Source organism: Seonamhaeicola sp. S2-3, from assembly GCF_001971785.1.
Lineage (GTDB): Bacteria > Bacteroidota > Bacteroidia > Flavobacteriales > Flavobacteriaceae > Seonamhaeicola.
The window spans coordinates 3,657,639-3,681,242 of sequence record NZ_CP019389.1; the positions used below are offsets into that span (position 1 = coordinate 3,657,639).

Annotated in this window: 19 protein-coding genes; 5 read left to right on the forward strand and 14 right to left on the reverse strand. The window is 31.7% G+C overall.

The features are described from left to right. Positions 1–14: 14 nt before the first annotated feature. Genes BWZ22_RS15985 through moaA form a run of 3 tightly spaced genes read left to right on the forward strand, consistent with a single transcriptional unit; the run spans position 15 to position 2,350 of the window. The gene (locus BWZ22_RS15985; protein ID WP_076701961.1) at positions 15–359 is read left to right on the forward strand and encodes a four helix bundle protein; all 345 of its coding nucleotides are present in this window, start codon (positions 15–17) and stop codon (positions 357–359) included. Positions 360–386: 27 nt separating this feature from the next. Further along, on the forward strand, positions 387–1,298 hold the full coding sequence (gene moaCB / locus BWZ22_RS15990; RefSeq protein WP_076701965.1) for a bifunctional molybdenum cofactor biosynthesis protein MoaC/MoaB: 912 nt from the start codon (positions 387–389) through the stop codon (positions 1,296–1,298). A 44-nt stretch (positions 1,299–1,342) separates the two neighbouring features. Continuing rightward, positions 1,343–2,350: a GTP 3',8-cyclase MoaA gene (gene moaA, locus BWZ22_RS15995; RefSeq protein WP_076701968.1), complete on the forward strand. Its 1,008-nt coding sequence runs from the start codon at positions 1,343–1,345 to the stop codon at positions 2,348–2,350. A 14-nt stretch (positions 2,351–2,364) separates the two neighbouring features. Here the strand turns inward: moaA and BWZ22_RS16000 are convergent, their stop codons facing one another. The 13 genes from BWZ22_RS16000 to tilS all read right to left on the reverse strand — a co-directional run bounded on the left by BWZ22_RS16000 (position 2,365) and on the right by tilS (position 20,496). Beyond that, positions 2,365–2,721 (reverse strand): Hsp20/alpha crystallin family protein, encoded by a 357-nt coding sequence (locus tag BWZ22_RS16000; protein WP_076701970.1) that lies wholly within the window; start codon positions 2,719–2,721, stop codon positions 2,365–2,367. A 214-nt stretch (positions 2,722–2,935) separates the two neighbouring features. Then, positions 2,936–4,372 (reverse strand): rubredoxin domain-containing protein, encoded by a 1,437-nt coding sequence (locus tag BWZ22_RS16005; protein WP_076701974.1) that lies wholly within the window; start codon positions 4,370–4,372, stop codon positions 2,936–2,938. Then, complete coding sequence (locus tag BWZ22_RS16010) at positions 4,372–7,893, reverse strand: nitrate reductase (protein ID WP_076701977.1); 3,522 nt, start codon at positions 7,891–7,893, stop codon at positions 4,372–4,374. Before BWZ22_RS16010 ends, BWZ22_RS16005 begins: the two co-directional genes overlap by 1 nt. Before the next feature lie 254 nt (positions 7,894–8,147). After that, entirely contained in the window at positions 8,148–9,581 is a 1,434-nt protein-coding gene (locus BWZ22_RS16015) for an MFS transporter (protein WP_076701980.1), read from the reverse strand. 274 nt (positions 9,582–9,855) lie between these two features. Continuing rightward, positions 9,856–10,521 carry a response regulator transcription factor gene (locus tag BWZ22_RS16020; protein WP_198027632.1) on the reverse strand — a complete coding sequence of 222 codons (666 nt, stop codon included), beginning with the start codon at positions 10,519–10,521 and terminating at the stop codon, positions 9,856–9,858. A 50-nt stretch (positions 10,522–10,571) separates the two neighbouring features. Beyond that, positions 10,572–10,955 carry a RidA family protein gene (locus tag BWZ22_RS16025; protein WP_076701985.1) on the reverse strand — a complete coding sequence of 128 codons (384 nt, stop codon included), beginning with the start codon at positions 10,953–10,955 and terminating at the stop codon, positions 10,572–10,574. Between the two features lie 51 nt (positions 10,956–11,006). Next, positions 11,007–12,827 (reverse strand): ATP-binding protein, encoded by a 1,821-nt coding sequence (locus tag BWZ22_RS16030; RefSeq protein WP_076701987.1) that lies wholly within the window; start codon positions 12,825–12,827, stop codon positions 11,007–11,009. 12 nt (positions 12,828–12,839) lie between these two features. Beyond that, on the reverse strand, positions 12,840–13,427 hold the full coding sequence (locus BWZ22_RS16035) for a DUF4202 domain-containing protein (RefSeq protein ID WP_076701990.1): 588 nt from the start codon (positions 13,425–13,427) through the stop codon (positions 12,840–12,842). A gap of 13 nt (positions 13,428–13,440) precedes the next feature. Then, positions 13,441–13,818 carry a nitrite reductase small subunit NirD gene (gene nirD, locus BWZ22_RS16040; protein WP_076701992.1) on the reverse strand — a complete coding sequence of 126 codons (378 nt, stop codon included), beginning with the start codon at positions 13,816–13,818 and terminating at the stop codon, positions 13,441–13,443. A gap of 21 nt (positions 13,819–13,839) precedes the next feature. Next, positions 13,840–16,353, reverse strand: a complete 2,514-nt coding sequence (gene nirB / locus BWZ22_RS16045; protein ID WP_076701994.1) for a nitrite reductase large subunit NirB — start codon at positions 16,351–16,353, stop codon at positions 13,840–13,842. 196 nt (positions 16,354–16,549) lie between these two features. Beyond that, a complete protein-coding gene (locus BWZ22_RS16050) occupies positions 16,550–17,509 on the reverse strand; it encodes a YheT family hydrolase (protein WP_076701996.1) in 960 nt (319 codons plus the stop codon). A gap of 2 nt (positions 17,510–17,511) precedes the next feature. Beyond that, positions 17,512–19,134 carry an adenine deaminase gene (gene ade / locus BWZ22_RS16055; protein WP_076701999.1) on the reverse strand — a complete coding sequence of 541 codons (1,623 nt, stop codon included), beginning with the start codon at positions 19,132–19,134 and terminating at the stop codon, positions 17,512–17,514. 51 nt (positions 19,135–19,185) lie between these two features. After that, positions 19,186–20,496 (reverse strand): tRNA lysidine(34) synthetase TilS, encoded by a 1,311-nt coding sequence (gene tilS, locus BWZ22_RS16060; RefSeq protein WP_076702002.1) that lies wholly within the window; start codon positions 20,494–20,496, stop codon positions 19,186–19,188. Between the two features lie 124 nt (positions 20,497–20,620). On the opposite strand from tilS, the gene BWZ22_RS16065 reads away from it, so the two are divergent. Next, positions 20,621–21,313, forward strand: a complete 693-nt coding sequence (locus tag BWZ22_RS16065) for a hypothetical protein (protein ID WP_076702004.1) — start codon at positions 20,621–20,623, stop codon at positions 21,311–21,313. On the opposite strand, the gene BWZ22_RS16070 is transcribed toward BWZ22_RS16065, so the two are convergent. Next, positions 21,310–22,611: an anthranilate synthase component I family protein gene (locus BWZ22_RS16070; RefSeq protein ID WP_076702007.1), complete on the reverse strand. Its 1,302-nt coding sequence runs from the start codon at positions 22,609–22,611 to the stop codon at positions 21,310–21,312. The genes BWZ22_RS16065 and BWZ22_RS16070 overlap by 4 nt on opposite strands. An 84-nt stretch (positions 22,612–22,695) precedes the next feature. Here BWZ22_RS16070 and BWZ22_RS16075 point away from each other — a divergent pair, with 84 nt between their 5' ends. Next, positions 22,696–23,586 carry an aldose 1-epimerase family protein gene (locus BWZ22_RS16075; protein ID WP_076702010.1) on the forward strand — a complete coding sequence of 297 codons (891 nt, stop codon included), beginning with the start codon at positions 22,696–22,698 and terminating at the stop codon, positions 23,584–23,586. Positions 23,587–23,604: the final 18 nt, after the last annotated feature.

Consider the following 23,604-nt stretch of genomic DNA (forward strand, 5'->3'; position numbering starts at 1 on the left):
TAATATTGATTATTATGAAGGATGCATTAAAAAAACGCACTAAATTATTTGCTCACAATTGTATAAAAATAACACAACTGTTACCAAATAACTACCTCGCAAATCATATCAAAGGGCAACTTATTAGATGTTCAACCTCTGTAGCTGCAAATTATAGAGCCACTTGCATTGCACAATCTAAACCTAGTTTTATTGCTAAAATTAGTATAGTTATTGAAGAAGTAGATGAATCTAATTTTTGGCTTGAATTTGCTTTAGATGAAAAATTAATTCATGAAGACAAAATAAATTATTTACTTAAAGAATCTCAAGAGTTAACAGCAATCTTTATGGCTTCCAGAAAAACAGCTAGTAGGTAATAATCAATTTTAAATAATAAATCTAAAATGGTAGATATAACACACAAAAACACCACACTTAGAACCGCCACCGCCCAAGCCGTTGTTTCGGTAAGTAAACCCGAAACCATTGAAGCTATTAAGAATGATACCGTACCCAAAGGCAACGTTTTTGCTATGAGTAAAGCGGCAGGTTTATTAGGTGTAAAACGCACCCCAGATATTTTACCAGATTGCCATCCACTTCCTATTGAGTTTACAGGGGTTGACTATGAAATTAACGGATTAGAAATCACGGTGTTTTTCACTGTAAAAACCATTTACAAAACGGGTGTTGAAGTTGAAGCAATGCACGGAGCAAGTGTAGTGGCATTAAACATGTACGATATGCTAAAACCCATTGATAAAGGCATTGAAATTCATACAATAAAACTTTTGAAAAAGAAAGGTGGAAAATCCGATTTTAAAGATAAGTTTAGAAGCCACTTAACCGCTGCTGTTGTAGTGTGTAGCGACACTATTTCGGCTGGTCATAAAGAAGATAAAGCTGGTAAAGCTATTATTGAAAAACTAAAATCTTGTGACATTAGTATATCTGAATATGTTATCATTCCCGATGAAAAAGATAGTATTCAGAAAAAAGCAAAAACTTATCAGGAACAAGGTATCGATATGGTGATTTACACTGGAGGCACCGGACTTTCAGGTAGAGATGTTACTCCTGAAGCCCTACTACCATTGCTTGATAGAAGAATTCCTGGTATTGAAGAAGCTATTAGAAGCTACGGACAAGAACGAACTCCATATTCTATGCTATCTAGAAGTATTGCTGGAACTATTAAAAACACGTTAATTTTAGCGTTACCAGGGTCTACAAACGGTGCAAAAGAATCTATGGATGCTATTTTTCCTGCTGTATTACACAGTTTTAGAATATTAAAAGGTGCTAGACATGATTAGTAGTGAATAGTGAATAGTGAATGGTGAATAATCAAAATATTTAAATGAATAACGAAACAAAAATATTACAAGATTCTCATGGTAGAAATCATACTTATTTGCGTATTTCACTTACTGAAAGATGTAATTTAAGGTGTACCTATTGCATGCCAGAAGCGGGTATTCCGCTATCACCAAAAAGCCATTTAATGACTTACGAAGAAGTTTTTGATATAGCTAAAATCTTTGTAAAACATGGTGTAACTAAAATAAGATTAACTGGTGGCGAACCTTTAGTTAGGAAAGATTTCTCTGTAATCTTAGAAAAATTGGCGTTGTTACCTGTGGAGTTATCCATAACATCAAACGCTGTGATTATTGACAGATTTATTGATGTTTTAAAAACCAATGATGTTAAAAATATAAATGTAAGTTTAGATTCACTCAATAGAGATAAGTTCACACACATCACCCGAAGAAATCAATTTGATAAAGTATACAACAACATTTTACTTTTAATTAAAAAAGGCTTTCATGTTAAATTAAATGCAGTTTTAATGAAAGGATTTAATGACGATGAAATCATTAATTTCATAAATTTCACTAAAGACTTACCTATTTCTGTACGGTTTATAGAATTCATGCCTTTTGATGGTAATAAATGGGACATGAGTAAAATGGTATCGTATGCAGACATTATGAAATATGTGAATGACTCTTTTCTTGAAAATAATGTTATCAAGCTACAAGACGCTCCCAACGACACATCAAAAAACTATAAAATTAAAGATTACAAAGGAAGTTTTGCCATTATAAGTTCAGTAACCAATCCGTTTTGCGATTCGTGCAACAGATTACGTTTAACTGCCAATGGGCAACTAAAAAACTGTTTGTTTTCTTCTACAGAATCAGATTTGTTAACCACTTTAAGAGGAGGGAAACCTATTGAACAAGTTATAAAAAAAGCGGTTTTTGCAAAATTAAAAGTACGTGGAGGGATGGATACATTAAACAAATTGCAAAAACCGCACCTCCATAGTAAAAACCGTAGTATGATAACTATAGGAGGTTAAACTTATTTTATTATTCATTTCTTAAATAAATCAAAACTTAAAACTTCGTTAACGTAATTTACCGATATTCTGTCTCTAACAATATCATTTGGCAAAGAAATTTTCATTTTAAAATATGCCGAAGGATAACAATAATTATGCTTTCTTTCTTCAATTTCATTTTCCTTATTAATTTTACTTTTATCTGTTGTAATAACTAGATTACTACCAGCTATATAAAAAACAAAATCTTCTTTAACATAACCTGGTATTTTTAATTCATAATGAAAAGTTGTGTCTGTTTCAGAGGTTCTTAAATCTGGTTGTTTCCTATTAGCATACCTATAGGAAAAACTTATTGATTGGATAACTTTTTTATCAATCTGTAACATGATAATTGGAAAGAAATTTAAATAGTTATAACTAAAAAACAATAAAGAAATAGAGTAGAATACGTGTTTTAAAAACACACAATGTTAAATTGTTTAAATATCCTATCTAGCAGAAAATCAATTAAATTTACTACAAAATTAGGAGTTATGCAATAAAAACTAAACTATTATAAATTAATTAACAAAAGAAGTTTAACCGATGGGACTAAACAATTCACACTTGTTTTACCAAAACCTTCTTTTTTAAGCTAGTTTTAGGTGCTTCACAAAGTGAGCATTTGTAGGTTTCGGGTAATGTTTCAAACGGAGTGTTTGGTGGTATATTTTGACTAATATCACCATACGTTTCACTATAAACCGTTAAACAATCAGTACATTGATAAACATGTTCTTCAATAACTTCTTTTTTTGTTTCTTGTGTTTCTTTATTATCTCTTTCATTGCCTAATTGCTCAAAATACAGTTTGCTTAACTCCATTAATAGCCCCGGAAGTTCTACTTTATCAACATCTTGAACATGCATAATGTATTCTCTGGTATTGGGGTCGAAGTTTTTAGCGTATAGTAAATTATATGTATCTCTTATTTTGAAATTTCCTATATTTTCTGGTGGTCTATTTTTTTCAATAACTATAGATGTGAAGTTATAAGTATCACTGTTATATTTAGTGATTCCAAAGGTTAAACCATAGGTACTAATATCATTTTGGTCAAAGTTAGTAACTAGGTATTTTTTTAAATTTAAGGCTTCTTTGTTATTTACAGGAACATGCCAATTCATTTCTAACATAGAGTGCCTTACATTAATACCAAATTTACCTAAAAGTTTCTCCCATTGTAACTTTGATTTCTCTGGAATACCCTTAACTATAAAAGATTTCCATGGTGTAATGGATATTTTCCCAATCTTATTTTCAGAACACAAATCACACATGGCTTTTAGAAAAGATACATCATACCGGTTATTTCTCCAATACAACCCAAGCCAATAGCGGTCTGTTCCAATACGGTTCATTCCTTCGTAGTAAGGAAAAGGATAAAAAGGAATATTTAGAGGTTTATCAACGGTTCTATTATTGGTATCAACAGCATCACTAACCAATTCAAAAACAGTTTCTATAGTTTCTGGTTCTTCTATTAGAATGTTTTCTATAGCTTTTTCAATTTTGTCCATATCCCAACTATAAATAAGAGCTGGATACATAACGGTTTTCTTCCAATTTGGAAGTCTTACATACAAATACCAATAGTCTTCATGCTCTGAGGCTATAAAATTTACATTTCCTGTAAATAATGGCACTAATCTCTGTTTGGGGTCTGTGACATTTATACGCAGCTTTGGAGTATATTTAAACTGTTCTAAAACATACAAGTACTTATCACTTGTAAGCCATGAGGTACTAGCTAAAATCTCAGCAGAAACATAAGACGAGGCTATATTTTCTACTTTATCTCTTTTGGGCTTTACAAACTTAATTTTATTAAACTGGGTAAATTTAGTTTCATTAATTTTTTCTGGGAAAATAATGTCTTGACGCGACCCAAAAGATATGGCATTTAACCCTAACGCTTCTGCAGCTTCACAAATGTATTTTAATTCTGCAGGAGATAAAACTCCTCCGTTTATCATTAACCTATATCTTTCGTCCATTATGCTAATGTTTTTGCTTTGTGAAGTATTTCTCTAACTTCGGTTTTACAACTTCCACAACCTAATCCTGCACCCGTTTGTTTACATAATTCTGTAAAATCTGTACACCCGCCTGCAATAGCTTCTTCTATATTACCCGCTCCTACTTGACTACAAGAACAAATTAATTTACCAATAACGGGTTTATCATTTGAAGCACCTCTTAACAAAGTATCACGCTTTTCAGACATTTCAATTTTACTTTCTATAAGGGTTTTAAATTCGGCAAATTCATTTTTATCTCCCATTAACACAGCTCCAACCAGTAAATCGTCTTTTACAATACACTTTTTGTAATACCGTTTAGAAATGTCTGTAAAAATAACTTCTTCATAGCTGGGGTCATTTTCTGGCACATCAATTTCACCTATACTGCATAGATTTAAATCGTTGAATTTTAAAATATTCATTAAAACCGAACCATTATAAAAACTACTAATATCTCCCGCTATAAAATTAGCCAATACATTAGCTTGTTCTTCTGCCGCTGATGTAATTCCGAAGAGTTTATTTTTAAATTCTGCTATTTCTCCAATGGCAAAAATATCTGGGTTTGAAGATTGTAAATGTTGATTTACAATAATACCTCTACCACATTTAATACCATTTTCTTTAGCAATTTCTATGTTAGGAATGGTTCCTATAGCATATACAATGGCATTGGCTGTAAAAAGCTTTCCACTCTTTAAACTAATATTAAGTTCACCTGTTTCTTCGTCATCAAAAACAGTACTTACTTCATTATCAAAATAAACTTGAATACCGCGTTCTTGAACATCTAGTGCTAATAATTTACTTGACACTTTATCTAATTGGCGCTCCATTAATCGAGAACCGCGTTGCACGATAGTTACTTTTACATTTTTATGCTTTAAAGCAGCCGCTAATTCTAATCCTAAAAGTCCGCCACCAACAATAGCCACATGCTGTTCTTCTGGTGGTAATCCGGTGGCTTCTAAATACAATTTAAATTCATCGGCATCACTTTTGTTACGCATAGTAAATCTACCTGGTAAATCTATTTGAACATCTCTTGGTATAAACGCTCTACTACCCGTTGCCAATATTAATTTATCATAAGAATGTGTTTCGTTATTACTATCTGTTACTAATTTTTCTTCTGAATTAACTTTAGTAATTAAGGTTTCTGGATGTAAATGAACATTTAATTTATCCAGCTCTAATTTTTTAATTTTAAGCAATTGTTCCCATGTTAATTCTTCTGTCACATACTCTGGCAACAACACTCTGTTATAAAATAAGTTAGGTTCTTTAGAGAACACATGAATTTCATCTTTTTGATTGTATTCCCTATAATCTTGAATAAATCTAAACGCCGCAGCTCCTGCTCCTGCAATTAGTATTTTATCTTTTTGTTTTTCATATTTAGAAACTGCTACTCTTGTAAACTTAAAATCGGGTTCTTTTGAAAGGGGATCTACATGTGTATTGGTTAAATTGTTAGCTCTGTTTAAATCATTTTGTAATTGTTTTCCCCAGTGCATGGGTAAAAACACAACTCCTTTTTTAATATCTTCAGTAACTTTTGCACGTACTCTTACTTTACCATTTTCACCTTTTATTTCGGTAATATCTCCATTTTTAATTTTATTTAAAAAGGCATCAACAGGATTAATTTCTAAAACAGGTTTTGGGTAATGTGTTTTTAATCTTGATACCTTTCCGGTTTTTGTCATGGTATGCCATTGATCTCTAACACGTCCGGTAGTTAAAATAAGAGGATAATCAGCATTTGGAAGTGCAGAAGTATTTTCTATAGTTGTAGCAACATTAAAAACAGCTTTTTTTGAAGGTGTATAAAACACTTTATCTTGAAACAAACGCGGTGTTCCTTCATGCCTGTATTGATTAACAGGCCATTGAAAAGTACCTTCGTTTTTTAATCGATCGTAATTTAAATATGATACATCAATATTGGTACCCTTAGTCATGGCACAATACTCGTCATATATTTCTTCTGTTGAGCTATAATTGAAACCTCTAAAACCCATACGTTGCGCAAAGTCACAGAAAATTTCAACATCTGGTCTTGCTTCACCTGGTGGATTAATTTCTTTAGGCAGATATGAAATTCTACGTTCAGAATTTGTCATAGTACCTTCCTTTTCTAACCAACCCGCAGCAGGCAATACTAAATCTGCATAAGCAACCGTATCTGCTCTATGAGAAATATCCTGAACTACAACAAATTTGGCATTTTTCATGGCTTTTTCAATCTTGTGAGTGTTTGGTAAACTCACTAATGGATTGGTACAAGCTATCCAAACTGCTTTTAGTTTTCCAGATTCTAAAGCATCAAACATTTCGGTTGCGGTTAATCCGGGTTTAGGATTTATTTTTTCAACTCCCCAAAATTGCGCTACTTCTCTTCTATGTTCTTCATTCATTAAATCTTTATGAACCGCTAAAAGGTTTGCCATTCCACCAACTTCACGTCCACCCATAGCATTTGGTTGTCCTGTAAGCGAAAATGGTCCTGAACCAGGTTTTCCTACCTGTCCTGTAATTAAAGAAAGGTTTAAAAGGGCTATGTTCTTATTTACACCAACCACACTTTGATTAAGTCCCATAGCCCACATACTAATAAACCCTTTAGAAAGCCCAATAATATCGGCTGCTTTCTTTATATCTTTTTGGTCTATACCACATAATTTTGAGGCAACACTTAGCTTTGTTTTAAATATTTGCTCTTTATATGCTCTAAAACCTTCTGTGTGGTTATTTATAAAATTTTCGTCTATAAGCCCTTGTTCATACAAACGCCTTCCTATGGCATTATAAAGTATAATATCTGTTCCTGGAAGAATTTGTAAATGTAAATCTGCAAAACGCGCGGTATCTGTTTTACGAGGGTCTACTACTATAATTTTTATATCGGGGTTCTCTTCTTTATGTTTTTCTAATCTTCGGAATAAAATGGGATGACACCATGCAGGGTTTGCTCCTGTAATTAAAAAAGTATCTGCTAATTCTATATCTGCATAAGAAATGGGCACACTATCTTCTCCAAAGGCCTTTTTATAACCTACTACCGCAGAACTCATACAAAGTCTTGAATTAGTATCAATATTATTGGTTCCTAAAAATCCTTTAGTAAGCTTATTTGCTATATAATATTCTTCAGTTAAACTTTGTCCTGAAACATAAAAGCCAACACTATCAGGCCCGTGTTTTTTTATAATTGATTTAAAAACGCTTGCTGCTCTATCTAAGGCATCATTCCAACTAACACGCTCTCTAGGATGAGAACGACTCCAACGCATTTCAGGATATAAAATTCTATCTGAAGTATCATTTACAACATAATGCAAGTTTCTTCCTTTAGAGCATAGCATTCCCTTGTTTACAGGATGCTCTTTATCGCCTTCAACAATAACTTTGTTGTTATTATCTTTTTTAACGATAATTCCACATCCAACTCCGCAATAAGAGCATGTTGTTTTTACTTCATTTTGAACCATTTACACAAGGGCTTTTGTACTAATTAAACCAATATTTTAATATCAAACAAGACTTACTTTATATTATTAGCAATCCTTTTAAGAAAGATTTTATTATTAACCAAATTCATAAAATTTGAGTTTATTAATAAAGAATTCCATTTAAAAGAAGTTCTTTAATGCTATTCCCGATTTAATATTTAGTTGGAAAAAAAATTTCGGGAATAGCATACTCTCAAAGAAAATTCTGAGTAAAACTCAGAGAATAATTTATTTTAAATTTTTACTTCTGCAGGTTGAAGTTCTCCTAAATTTTCATTGGTAATTAATTGTGGCGCATGTTCTTTTTCATCGGCCGTAGAAAACTTAATTGTTAATGCCACAATACCCGTTAGTACAACTATAAAACCAATAACAAAATACCCTTGCGATACTGCTGCCGCCGATGCTTCCGATTGTGCTAATTTTACAGCTTCTTCTCCTAATCCTTCATTGGCTGTAATAGCTATTTTTTCGGCTAATGCAGATTTTGATTTTAAAAATAACGCAGCTAAAAAAGCCCCTACATTACCTCCTGCTCCTACAATTCCTGATATAGAACCAATTGCTTTTTTGTTAATAAAAGGTACCACAGAAAATGTTGCTCCTTCTGCCATTTGAACACTTAAACTAAATAATATTAAGAATATAAAACCTACCACAATACTTGTTGTTGTAGAAAAAGTAACTAACATAATTCCTTGAATACACAAAATAAACGACAAGAATAAAACACGTCCTCTTAAGCCTTTTAGTTTACCAAAGCGGTCTCCAAAGAAACCACCTAAAGTTCTAGCAAAAATATTCATTAAAGCAAAAGATAATACAATGTTACCAGCTGTTAATCGCTCTAACTGAAAGGTATTTTGAAGATAGTCATCCATAGTTCCATAAACAGTTAATTCAATACCAAAACTTGCTGCATAAACAATAAATAAAATCCAAATTCTATAATCTTTAAGTACTGCTAAAAAACCAACTTCATCTTTCTTTTTTTCAATTGCAACACCTTGTGCTCTTAATGCTTTAAAGTTTCCTTTTGGAGTATCTTGTGTAAAGAAATAATAAACGATACCCATTAGAAAACAAACAACACCAGCAATTACCATAGCATATCGCCACGCTTCGGCTTCAGCCACCCCAAAACTTACTACCGCAGCGGCAATTAATGGCATTCCTAATCTATTAGCACCACCACCAAGGTTGCCCCAACCTGCAGATGTTGCATTTGCGGTACCTACTATATTAGATGAAAACATTAAAGAAGTATGGACTTGAGTAATTACAAAAGAAGCCCCAATGAATCCAATAAATAATCGGCAAATTAAAAATTGAGTTGGTGTTTGAACCAATCCGCAAAGAACAACTGGAATTGCTCCTAACATTAACAAATAAGTATAACAAATTCGTGGTCCGTACTTATCGCATAATTTACCAATGAGCAAACGTGCAAAAACAGTACCTGTTACTGCAAGAATAATGGAGTTCCATTTTTGATCTGGTGTTAACCCTAAATCTTTAACCACATCTGGCATAAATGGTACAATACCAAACCATGCAAAGAAACACATAAAGAATGATATAGCTGTTATCCAGAATGTACGTATTGAAACGTTTTTTAGGTTAAAAAGTGATAGTTTTGTTGCTTTTTGTGCTTGAATATTTATCATAACTACGTATTTTTACAAAACAAAACTAAGTATTTTTACGTAAAAATACGTATAAAAATTACGTAATTAAGAATAAATATGAGATTACTAATTTATAAAACCTGTTTTTAAGGATTTTATAAAATGAACTAGAAAAATAAGATAAGTATTAGTGGTTTAATAAAACTTAAGTATTAACCTACTGAGTAAATAAGCACAAACAAATTAGTTTTAGCCTAAAATGCTAAATAATACATCATTAATTTTACAAAAAAGACTAATGAAATCATGTTTTTTAAGCCAATTGATATTGCTTAGCTTTATCTGTAAGTTCTTTTAAATTAGAAACTTCTAACTTCTTCATTAAGTTAAAGCGATGTACCTCAGCGGTACGTTTACTAATTTGTAGTTCTTCGGCTATATCTTTATTATTTTTTAACTCTAAAACCAAACTAAGTATTTGTTTTTCCCTTTTAGTAAGTTTAAATGGTAAGTTTTTTGATTCTTGTTTTTTTGCTGACGAAACTACTGGTGTTCCATTTACAAAATTGTTCATTATAATTTCGGAAACATCTCCTGTAAAATACTTACCTCCAGAAGCCACATTATTTAAGGCTTTTAAAAATTCATCTTTACTAGCTCCTTTTAATAAGTAACCATCGGCTCCTGCTTGAATGGATTGCACCACATATTCTTCAGAATCATGCATAGATAGCACTAAAGTTTTAACATCTTTATGTTTTGCTGTCATTTCTTTAACCACTTCAATACCATTCATTTCTGGCATTCTAATATCAACAATGAGTACATCTGGTTTGTTTTTGGTTATTACTTCTAAAGCCTCTTTACCGTCTGAAGCCTCATCAATCACTTCAATGCCTTTTTGGTCTTCTAAAAGTGCTTTGATACCATCTCTTACCAAAGCATGATCATCTGCTAATACAACTTTAATCACATCCATAATCTTAGTTTCCTAATACAAAAATAACAATTTTAAGTATTATTACGTAATCATCTATTTTTAAGTGCAGTAACCTCTATTTCTATCTTCATTTTTTTATTAGCCAAACCAGCAGATAGCATTGTAGCAGCGGGTTTTACACTGCCTAAATATTTTTTTAGTACAGGCCAACAACACTCAAAATTACTTGCTTTTGATAATATATAAGTAACTCTAACTATATCTGACAAACTAGCACCTGCCTTTTCTAGTGTATTCTTAATATTAATAAAACATTGTTCTGTTTGTTCTATAATATCTTCACTAATAGTCATTGTTTCATAGTTATAGCCTGTGGTTCCTGATACAAAAACCCAATTATCTTGCACTACTGCTCTTGAATACCCTATTTGTTCTTCAAATACAGAACCGGAGTTTATTAGTTTTTTTGTCATTATACACTAATGGTTTTAATGTGATATTCAGGTGCTTCTGGAATGATAAAATCATGCTTCATTCAACGGTATGTTAAGTGTTACGCGCGTACCCTTTCCTGGTTCTGAATGTAAAAACAAACGCCCATTAATATATTTAATACGTTCTTTCATAAACGTCATCCCCATACCGCCATCTCCTTTTTTTACTTTTTCAACTTTATCTGGATTAAATCCTTTTCCGTTATCATCAATCACAATACTCAATATATTTTTGCTGCTTGATAAGGACACTAAAATATGCGAAGAGTCTGCGTATTTAATGGCATTATTAATAGCTTCTTGTGTAATTCTGTAAATATTGATTTCTGTAAGAGAATCTAATCTACCACTAAAGTCTGTTTTGTTATAAACAATAATTTCTTTACCAGTAAGTTTTGCTAATTCTTGAGTTAGTTTTGTTAGCGCAGGAACAATACCATGATCTGACAATTCTGGTGGTGTTAAATTAAAAGTAGCAGTTCTAACTCCTTTAATAATATTTGATGTAAGTTCTTTTAAATGCTCTATTTTAGATGTTGTTTTTTTTATGTCTGAAACGTCAATACTTTCTAAATTATACTTTAAACCTGTAAGCATTTGCCCAATACCATCATGAACATCCTTAGCTATACGATTTTGTTCATTTTCTTGATTTTCAATAATTTTACTGGAGATGATTTTTTGCTGATTCATCTTCTCCTCAAAACTTTTTTTGGTTAACCTTTCAATTTCTAATTGCCCTTCTTTTCTTGTGGTAATATCTGAGGCAATTATTAACAATTCAGATTTATCATTTACTGGGTTAAAAGGAATTATAGCCATTTCAAGCCATACATTTTTATTGTTTTTGGTTAAAGCCTTAACCTCTCCTTGCCACCCTGTTTTTTTATTTTTAGAAATTAAATTTTCAATAATTTCTTGTTCATTTTCATTAACCGAAAGTACCTGCGCAAAGTTTACAGACGCATTAAACTTACTTAAACTAAAAAGCTTTGAAAACTTTTTCCCCATATGCACAACCCTACCGTCTGGTTTTATTCTGGCAAAAAGCAAAGTTTCATCCATAGCATGACTTAAAGCTCTTAATTCTTTAATAGATTTTTCTTTAGCTTCACTTAAAACATCGGCATTATAAGCCATTTCTTTGGCCTTTTTTTCGGCAAGTATTAAATCTGATAAGGTTTTCTTAACCGTTTTTGCTGTAGGCAAAAAAATAAATAGAAACTCTGCTAATAAAAGTAGTAAGGTGAATACCATTAAAAACATTTCTAATTTACGCAACCACGCTATTTTTTCTTCGGCCTCTAAATCGTATTGATTTACAATACCATCCATTTTGTTTAGAAAATCACCTTCGTTTAATTTTACTTGTTCTATTTGAGACTTGAAACTTTCAGTAGCTATGTTAGGTGTGTTTTCTATTTGATTTATAATGGTTTCTGAAGCATTTTTAATTGCATTAAACGCAGGGTTAATATTGTTAAACATAGCTGAAACCACCTTACTGTTATTACCTGGTAACCCCAAACTATCATTTCCATTTTGAAGTGCATTATGAGACAACACCCAAAGTGCTAAGGTTTGTTTTAAATTGTCTTTTATTGCAATTTTTTCTAGGCTATTTTCATTGGTTGAAAGTGATAAAATTTCTTTGGTAAGTTTTTGACTAAGCATACGTTGCCTACCAGCAACGTTAATTATTCTAGAATCACTTTCTTGATCTTTTAAATGTTTTCTAATAAGAATTTGACTAACAATAACCGAAAGTGCAATGGTACTAAGCGCGATAATATATAAACGACGTAATCGTTCAAAAGTACTTTGGTCTAATGAATTACGATTGCTTGTCATTTTTATTATTTATTACCCCTGTATAGCCTGCTTTATTAAAGAAAGATTTTTATCTGAAAAACTTAATTGTAAGGCCGCCTTATGTCCTTTATCAGACATTTTTTTCCAAGTTTTTTGAAGAATATCTATAACCTTTTCATCTTCGTGTTTAGCCGCAAATTCTTCAAAATAGTAATCTAGAAAAACTAGACAAACTGTATCTTCTAGAATTTGAGATTCTTCGTTTTTCTTAATTAATTTTTTAGTAATGAGTTGTGTTATTCTTTCAATATATTGGTCATCATACCCCACCTGCTTTAAAATATCTGCAGTTATTTCAGCATGCATTTTTTTAAGTGTTTCTCGCCACTCTAAATATCCCACACGATCCATAGGATAATCATCTCTAGGAATTTGCCATCTACAAACATGTTGTGCCCTAGCTGCAATTTGTAATGCCTTAGATGCGTTGGGTTCAAACTGTAGTAATTTGCGTGTCATTCGCTGTGAATACAGTAACTCTTTAGGATAATCTATACCTGCAACTTGGTATGTATTAACATCTTGAGCGTTTTTTTTATCTATTAAAGCTATGGCTGTTTCAAATCGTGTTGGCTTCATTACTTTTCATAATTTAATCTGAAAAGCCAATATACACATTTTCTTCTTCAATTTTTACAGGATACGTAGCAATAGCATCCATATCGCCATTTAAATTTTCACCATTTTCTAATGAAAATGTTTTTTTGTGCAACGGACAAGCCACTTTAGGAACTCCTTTATCATCACCAATCATTCCTCTAGACAAAACCATTTCCATTTTATGCGGACAAACATTTTGACAAGCATACCACTTACCTATTCTAGCAAAATTAAAAACTGCAATTTGCTTGTCTTTATATTTCACACATGCACCGCCATCTACTGGAAAATCATTTACTGATGCTGCTTTAAACCAAACTTTTACGTCTTCTATTTTGGTTGCATTATATTTTTCTAAAACTTCTTCCATGTTATTTAAATTTTAGTGCTATTAATTCCAAGGTTCTGGCATTTTTTGCTCTCTTATAGGAACAAAAACTAAGTTATCATCTTCTTCTTTGCTATTAACAAAATGACTGAAACGTTTCATCATTTCTGGATTATTAATAGCTTGTGTCCATTCGCATTCAAACCTGTTTACTAAGGTTTGCATTTCTTTTTCTAAATCTGTAGCAATACCTAATTTATCATCAATAATAACTTCTTTTAAATACTCCATTCCGCCTTCTAACCGTTCTTGCCATGCAGCAGTACGCTGTAATGGTTTTGCTGTACGCATGTAGAACATTAAGTATCTGTCTAAGTATTTAATAACTGTTTCATTATCTATTTGTTCTGCTAATAATTCTGCGTGACGAGGTGTTGCCCCACCGTTTCCGCCAACGTAAAGATTCCATCCGCCTTCCACAGCAATTAAGCCAAAATCTTTACCGCGTGCTTCAGCGCACTCACGAATACATCCTGAAACACCGCCTTTAATTTTATGTGGCGCACGAATACCACGATAACGGTTTTCTAATTCAATACCAAAACTTACACTTTCATCCATTCCGTATCGGCACCATGTGGAACCAACGCAAGTTTTAACCGTTCTTAACGATTTACCGTAGGCATGACCACTTTCAAAACCGTGTGATATTAAATCTTTCCATATTAATGGAAGCTGATTTAAAGTTGCTCCGAATAAATCTACACGAACCCCACCAGTAATTTTGGTATATAAATCATATTTTTTAGCAATTTCCCCCAAGGCTATTAGTTTGTCTGGTGTAATTTCTCCTCCAGGTACACGTGGTACAACAGAATAAGTACCATTACGCTGAATGTTGGCTAAAAACCTATCATTTGAATCTTGAATAGCATATTCTTTATTTGCAGTATCTGCATGAATTGTAGCCATTAATGAAGCTATTAATGGTTTACAGAGCTCGCATCCACAACCTTTTCCGTGATTATCTATTACTTCATTAAAAGTTCTGTATCCTTTAACTTGAATGATATCATATAATTCTTGTCTGTTTAAATCGAAATGTTCACAAATTGAATCTTTAACTTCAATACCTAAAGATTTTAAAGTAGCATCTGTAAGATCTTTAACCATTGGTTTACAACCACCACAGCCTGTTCCTGCTTTAGTGCAAGAAACAACACTGGCTAAATCATTAGCTTCACCACTTTCAATAGCCTCACAAATTTGTCCTTTAGTAACACTTTCACAAGAACATACTTGTGCTTCATCTGGTAAATCCATTACATCACCAAAAGCAGCATTTCCATCTGCCGCAGGTAGTATTAATTGTGCAGGATCTTCTGGTATTTTCATTCCGTTAAGGTAAATTTGATGAAGCATACTATAATCTGAAGCATCACCAACTAAAATACCTCCTAGCAACTTTTTACCATCATGACTTACGTTTATTCTTTTATATAAATATTGTGTTTTGTTTTCAAAAATGATGGAGTGTCCTTTATCTGCTGGCATAAACGGCTCTCCAAAACTAGCCACATCTACACCAATTAGTTTTAATTTTGTAGACATATCAATATCTGCAGGCATTACTACATTGGTTTCACCTAAAATTTGTTTTACGGCAACTTCGGCCATATCATAACCTGGAGCCACCAAACCATATATCATGTGATTGTATAATGCAATTTCTCCTATAGCATAAATATTTTTATCTGATGTTTTCATGGTATTATCTACAACAATTCCGCCTCTAACACCTACTTCTAAACCACATGCCTTTGCCAACTCATCTCTTGGTCTAATTCCCGCAGATACTATTAGCATATCTACATCTAATCTATCATCTTCACCAAACTCCATTCCTGTAATTTTACCATCACCTAGAATTTGGTTGGTTGCTTTACTTAAATGAATATTTAACCCAATAGATTCTAACTTTAATTTTAAAACTTGTGAGCTTCTAGAGTCTAATTGCCTTGGCATTAATTTAGGCGCAAACTCTACAATATGTGGTTCTAAACCCATATCTAAAACAGCTTTTCCTGCCTCTAAGCCTAACAATCCGCCACCAAGAACTGCGGCTCTAGCATTGGGTTTTTCTTTATTTAGTTTAGCTGCATAAGCAAGCATACCTTCTAAATCTTCAATAGTTCTATATACAAAAACACCTTCTTTTTCAACACCTTTTATTGGTGGTACAAAAGGAGATGAACCCGTAGCCATGATTAAATAATCATAAGAAAACTCACGGTCTTTAGCCGTTTTAATAGTTTTTGATGCTCTATTAATATCTGAAACACGCTCGCTAGTAATTAACTCTATTCCATTAGCTTTGTACCAACTTCTTGGAGCCATTTCTAGAGCTTCTGCATTTTGATTTTCAAAATATTCGCTTAAATGAACTCTATCATATGCTGGTCTTGGTTCTTCGCCAAAAACCGTGATTTCAAAATCTTTAGATGTGTCTTGTGCTACAAATTTTTCACAAAACTTGTAACCAACCATACCGTTACCAACTACAATGATTTTTTTCATATCTACGTATTTTAAACACAAAACTAAGTATTTATACTTATTTAAACTTATTTTAAAGTTTATTTTTACGTAGATAGCTGTATTATTATGAATTTCTCAAATTGAGCGTATAATAATTAATTAAACATTAAAATTTAGATAACTGAATTGTGTATAACAAATAATTTGATAACAATGTTTACTCAAAAAGTAACACTTAGATAGATTTTATAAACTCTAAAGCTCTTTTTTCATTGTAATACACATTCCGTTTATCAATAAAAGCAACGTGACCACCGTGATTTGGCATTTCTAAAAACACATTAACATTTGCTTTAGCCTCTTTAACAGGATAACATTCTGGAGAAAGAAAAGAATCATTTAAAGCATTTATAATAAGCGTTGGTACTTTAATATTGGGGATAAACTGTAAGCTGCTGCACTTTTTGTAATAATCTAAAGCATCTTTAAAACCATGTGCTCTAGATGTATAAACATCATCAAAATCTTTTAGGGTTTTTATATTCTGAAATTCCTCAATAGAAATAGCATCAGGGAATTTTTCTAACTTAAATTTTAATCTGTCTTTTAAATGATTTAAAAACCTAATAGCATAAAGTTTATTTTTTAACTTATGAAGTTCTATACAAGAACCATACAAATAACAAGGTGCCGAAACTGCAATAGATGCTTTTATTTCATGAGGAACAGCATCTCTTTCCCCTAAATATTTCAAAATTAAATTTGCACCTAAACTAATACCGTGAAAATAAATATTTGAATAATTTTTGGTGCTTAATATAAATTGAATGATATCATGTAAATCTTCGGTTGCGCCAGAATGATAACTTCTAAACTTTAAGTTGTCTTCTCCACTGCAACCTCTAAAATTTACGCAAACCGCATCAAAACCATTATTATTGAAAAGTTTAGCAGGTCCTAACATGTAGGGTCTTTTAGCATCACCTTCTAAACCATGCAAAAGAATTATAAGTTTATTTGATTTTGTTTCGGAAAAACTCCAATCTAAATCTAAAAAATCGCCATCAGACAACGTTATACGTTCTCGTTTTTGAACCACTCCATTTACGCGCCTTATTAACCCTGAATAGACGGTTGACACAAACCCATTCCTGAAAAAATAAGGAGCTTTATAAGCTGAATTTAATACAGGCATTCTTAATTAACTTCTAAAGATGTGAACTTAAAATTGGTTCCGTCAAACAATCCTTTATCACTTAATTTTAATGAAGGTATCACCAATAAAGCCATGAAAGACAAGGTCATATAAGGTGCATTTAAATTAGAACCTAAATGTTTTGCCATGGCGTCTATTTCTTGATATTTTTTTGCAACAACTTCGGCGTGTTCATCGCTAATGATACCAGCAATTGGTAGCGGAAGCACCTTTTCTTGTGTTCTAGAAACGGCACAAATACCACCTTTGTTTTCAATAATTAAATTAACGGCTTTACAAAGGGTTTCATCTGAAGTTCCCACAGCAATAATATTATGAGAATCATGTCCAACAGATGAAGCAATGGCACCTTCTTTGAGTCCAAAATTCTTTATAAATGCTAGTACTGGATGTTGGTTTTGATACCTATTAACCACAGTCATTTTTAGTATATCATTTTCTACATCAGATACTACATTACCATTCACTATTTTAGCACTTTCAACCAACTCATTAGTTACTAATTGTCCTTCTAAAGCTTCAATAACACGCATTTTTTCTTTAGAAGTTTCTACTTTAAAATCTGATACTTGTTTAGGTTTACAAGTAAAATTATTTATATTTTTAAAAGCCACCGATTCTATTAACGACTCTCCATTATTATACACCAAAGCACCATTAATATAAGTTTGTAGCGTTTTAAAACTCACTAAATCTTCAACCACAATAAAATCGGCTAAATCACCAACCTGCAATAAACCCACATCTAAATTATAGTGTTTTACAGGGTTTACACAAGCTGCCAGAAGTATTTTAAAAACATCTATTTCTTTAGCAATTGCTCTAGCGCAAAGTTGATTGATGTGACCAAGCATTAAATCGTCTGGGTGTTTATCATCGCTACAAAACATAATATTTTCAAAATGCTCTGGTAGCAAATCAATTAAGGCTTCAAAGTTTTTTGCAGCACTACCTTCTCTAATAAGCACTTTCATCCCTTTTTGAAGTTTCTCTAAAGCCTCATTATAGGTAAAGCATTCGTGATCTGTTGAAATACCTGCGGCAATGTATTTTGTTAAATCTTCTCCTACAAGCCCTGGCGCATGTCCATCAATGGGTTTATTATAATGCTTTGCCCAATCCAATTTTTTTAAAACCTCTTCATCATCAAAAATTACACCTGGGTAATTCATCATTTCAGTAAGGTATTTTATGTTAGGGTTTTGCAAAAGCACTTTTATATCGTTTGCATCTATTGTTGCCCCGGCAGACTCAAAAGTGGTAGCCGGCACACAAGATGGGGCTCCAAAATTAAATTTTAGCGGTACTTGTTTCCCGTTTTCAATCATAAATTCAACCCCCTCTAATCCGCAAACATTAGCAATTTCATGAGGATCTGATACAGTGGCAACCGTACCGTGTTTTACTGCTATTTTTGCAAATTCACTGGGTACTAACATGGAGCTTTCAATATGGATGTGAGCATCTATAAAACCTGGAAGAATAAAATGTTCTTCATCATGATTTTTTGCTTCAATTGAAATTATACGCTCATTTTCAACAGTTATTTCGCCTTTAAAAATGCGTTTATTTAAAACATCAACTATGTTACCTTGTAGTTTCATATAATAAGTTCTGCCTAATGGAAGTTCTGCAACAATTACAGAATAACACCTCTATTTTAATTCAATTTTTAATATGTCTGTTGTATTTTCGGTTACCTTAAATCTATCATCGGCTCTTCTATTTAAAATCCAAACTATTTCATTTTCAGAGCACAATAATAACGAACTTTCTTTATCTAATAACGACAATTTTTCGTCTTTAAAATACTTACTTACTCTTTTTTTTCCAACCATCCCGAAAGGGAAAAATACATCGCCCATTTGCCAATTTCTTATTTTTAAAGGAAATTTTAAGCGATTTTTATCAACAAAAATAGCTGTAGTATCATTGGTAGACACTTTATCTACTTCAGAAAATGTTAAAACGCCAAAAGGTGTTTCTATTTCTTCATTAATATCTGAAATGAGTAAATCTTCGTATGCTTCTGTTATCAATTCGCTTAATAACAAAGTATCTCCATGCTTAATTAACCTATGGGTATTTGAAACTACGTATTTTCCAGACTGAGCATCTAGTAAATTTTGAACGTCATTCCACTCTGTAAATCCATAATCTTTAAGCGTTTCAAACAAATAAGCTTTGGGGTTATTTTTCTTTTTAAATTCTGAAACGCTTAGAACAATTTTATTGTCTTCAATACTTACAATAGCTTTTTCTAAAAATGCTTCCATGCAATCTTCAACAATATCAGCAGTATCACTTAAATTGTTAATGGTACCCTGATAACTTTGAAGCAAACTTGGGTTAATTTCTTTTAAAATAGGTATTACCTCGTGGCGTAATTTATTTCTAAGGTATTTTGTTGATGCGTTACTACTATCTACCCGCCAGTTTAAATTGTTAGCCTTAGCATAATCAATTACATTTTCTCTTGAAAATGGCAATAACGGGCGCACAAATTTGTTGTTAATTTTTGGAATTCCCGTTAAACCATCTAACCCTGTACCTCTTGAAAAATTAATTAAAAAAGTTTCTAAATTATCATCGGCATGATGTGCTGTAAGAATGTAATCAAACTGCAACTGTTGTGCTAATTCATCAAACCAAAAGTAACGCATTTCCCTTGCAGCCATTTGAATAGATACTTTATTTCTAGCAGCATATGCTTCTGTATTAAAACTTTCGGTAAAGGCTTCAATATCTAAACTATTGGCAAATTCTATTACAAAATTTTCATCTTCATCGCTTTCTTTCCCTCTCAAATTAAAATTACAGTGTGCTAATGATATATTTAAATTAAGTTGATGACATAAATGCACCAAAACCACACTATCTACTCCCCCTGAAATAGCAATTAAAAGTCTGGCATCTTTTAAGAAACTTAATTTTGAATTAATGTGCTTTTTAAAAAGTTCAATCATAACTCAAAGATACAACATTGCCGAGTTTATAAAATATCTTTAATAAATATTCATATGATAAAAATCATGTATTTTTTTTGTGAATTTCGTAAATTTAAAGAAGTAATCTAAAAAAGTTTGAGTTATGTGCACCGTAGATAAATTATCAGATAAAAAAACATTAAATAAATTTCATAAAAAAGTAGTTTCTGCAACACAACATTTACAAGCCTATGTAAAACACCGTTTATACATTGCAGAATCCACTAAAATTATTCCTAAAAACATGTATAAATCTCATGATATTATAGATGAAGGCATTGCCAAATTTTATGAACAAGGCTACAATATTGATGCAGATGCAGCCTCAATTAAAATTGCTTTGTTTAAAATAGTGGATAGTGAATTAAACGATTTATTTAAAAAGGAAGCTTTTCATCAAAAAACCATGAGTACACATACCATTTTGGAAGATGAGTTAGACAGTCTTGAAGAAAAATTTACTGCCGATGAAGGTTTTGATTTTATTATGAACGAAGAATTAAGCGATATTTCTTATCACCAAGACCATGAAAACAAACAAGTTTTTGTTTATGATGATAAAAATGCCTCCATTCAAAATGCTTTTGAAATTTCTGATATTTCAACCAACCGAAACAAACATTTATTAGGTAAATTTTATACATGGTTACCGCTTAGAGTATCTGGTATTGTTGATTTATTTGTGTTTGGAAAATTATCGTTTGAAGAAATTGCAAAAGTTAAAAACATAGAGGATAAACGTGTAGAACGCATTTTAGAATTAGCCATTGAAGAATTTAAAGATCATCTTAATTAATTTTCTAAAACCTCGCGCATAGCTTTTGCTTTTACCAAACATTCCTCGTATTCATTTAACGGGTTACTTTTTGATGTAATGGCACTACCAACAGAATAGGATACGTATTTTTTTGAAGCATTGTATAAAATACTGCGGATGACTACGTTAAAATCGAAATCATTATTTGGGGTAAAATAGCCAATTGCCCCAGAATACACACCGCGTTTAGTTTCTTCTAATTTTTCAATGATTTTCATTGATGAAATTTTAGGAGCCCCTGTCATGCTTCCCATAGGAAATGTGCTCTTTATAACATCAACAGGATGGGTAGTTGCTGTAACTTTTGATGTAACAGTTGATATCATTTGGTGTACTTGCTCAAAAGTATAAACCTTACAAAGTTCTTCCACATTAACGCTACCTTTTATAGCTGTTTTTGATAAATCATTTCTAACCAAATCTACAATCATAATGTTCTCACTACGCTCTTTTTCATCTTGTAATAAATTAGAAATAAGCTGTTTATCTTCTTTTTCGCTATCAGATCGTTTTGCGGTACCTTTAATTGGCTGAGAAACAACAATATTACCTTCCTTTTTTAAATAACGCTCTGGCGAAGCGCTTAAAACATATTTATCATGAATTTTTAAAAAAGATGCAAAAGGTGGTTTTGAAATTTTATTGAGTTTATAATACGTTTCTAAAGGGTTTATTTGTGTATCTTCTGCGTAAAATTCCTGACAAAAATTGGCTTCATAAATATCGCCTCGGTGGATGTGATTTAGCATAGTTTCCACCTTTTCAAAATAAGCATCTTTATGAATTCTAAGCTTAATTTTTATAGCATCTTCATTAAAATCATTGTTATTAAAATAATTTACTTTTTGGCTTATAATTTCATCTAAATCTGTTTCAATTTCGTCATCAACAGCTCCCAAATATTGCATTTCAACAGCGTTTCCCTTAAATAAAAACAGTTTTTTTGGTTGAAAAAAATAGAGGTCTGAAAATTCTAATCCATCAAAATTATTAGAGTTTAAATCTTCAACATCATTCTTTAAATCGTAAGTTAAATAACCAAAAATCCAATCTTTTGTTATGGTTTGATATTCTTTTAAATCATCAAAAGCATTGTGATAATCGGTTTTAATACAGGTAAAAGCATCTACTGCTAAAATAGCTTCATAATTAGAATACTCTTGGTTATACTCGTTAGAATCTAACCAAACAACATCATCGAATTGTTGCGCCCAATGCAGTAGTTGGTTTTTAAATACTTCTGTATTTTTTGGCTTATAATTACTCTTTGCTCTCAAAAAATTAAGATTAGGCAGCAAAGTTAGTTAGAATACTTAAAAAATTAAGATTTTTGTAAGTAAGTTTAAATACCATAATAAAGTATGTATTCAATAGAAAATAACAAACTAAAAGTAGCCATAAAAAAAACAGGCGCAGAACTATGTAAAATAACTTCGGTAAAAAATAACACTGAATTTATGTGGGATGGAAACCCCGATATTTGGAATGGTACTGCCCCTAATTTATTTCCAATAATAGGAGCCTTAAAAGAAAACAGCTACACGTATGAAAACAAAATTTACACCCTACCCAAACATGGTTTTGTAAGACATAGTGAAGATATTGAGTTGTTTGAAGAAACAAAAAACAGCTTAACTTTTAAGCTAAGTTATAATGACGATTTATTAAAAATATACCCCTTTAAATTTGAGTTTTATATTACATTTAAACTTACCAACAACACTCTTGAAGTGTTACATACAGTGAAAAACATAGATAATAAGGCGCTGTATTTTTCTATTGGTGGGCACCCCGCATTTAAATGTCCTGTATTTGAAAACGAAATATATGAAGATTACACCCTAGAGTTTGAGCATATTGAAAACTCTAACACCCACCTTATTAACATGCAAAACGGACTTATTTCTTGTAAAACCAAACCTGTTTTTAACAATACTTCTTCATTACCCTTAAAACATAGCTTATTTAATGAAGATGCTCTAGTTTTTAAAGATTTAAAATCTAGAAAAGTAACCTTAAAAAGTGATTTAAACGGTGATATTTTAACCGTAAGTTATCCCAATTTTAATTACTTAGGTATTTGGGCAAAACCTAATGGCGATTATGTTTGCATAGAGCCTTGGTTAGGTATAGCAGATTATGAAAACACCAATCAAAATATAAAAACAAAAGACGGCATTATAAAACTAGAGGCCAATAAAACGTTTCATGCTAGTTACTTTATTGAAATAAACAACACCCATTTGCTCTAAAATAATAAGCGTAACTTT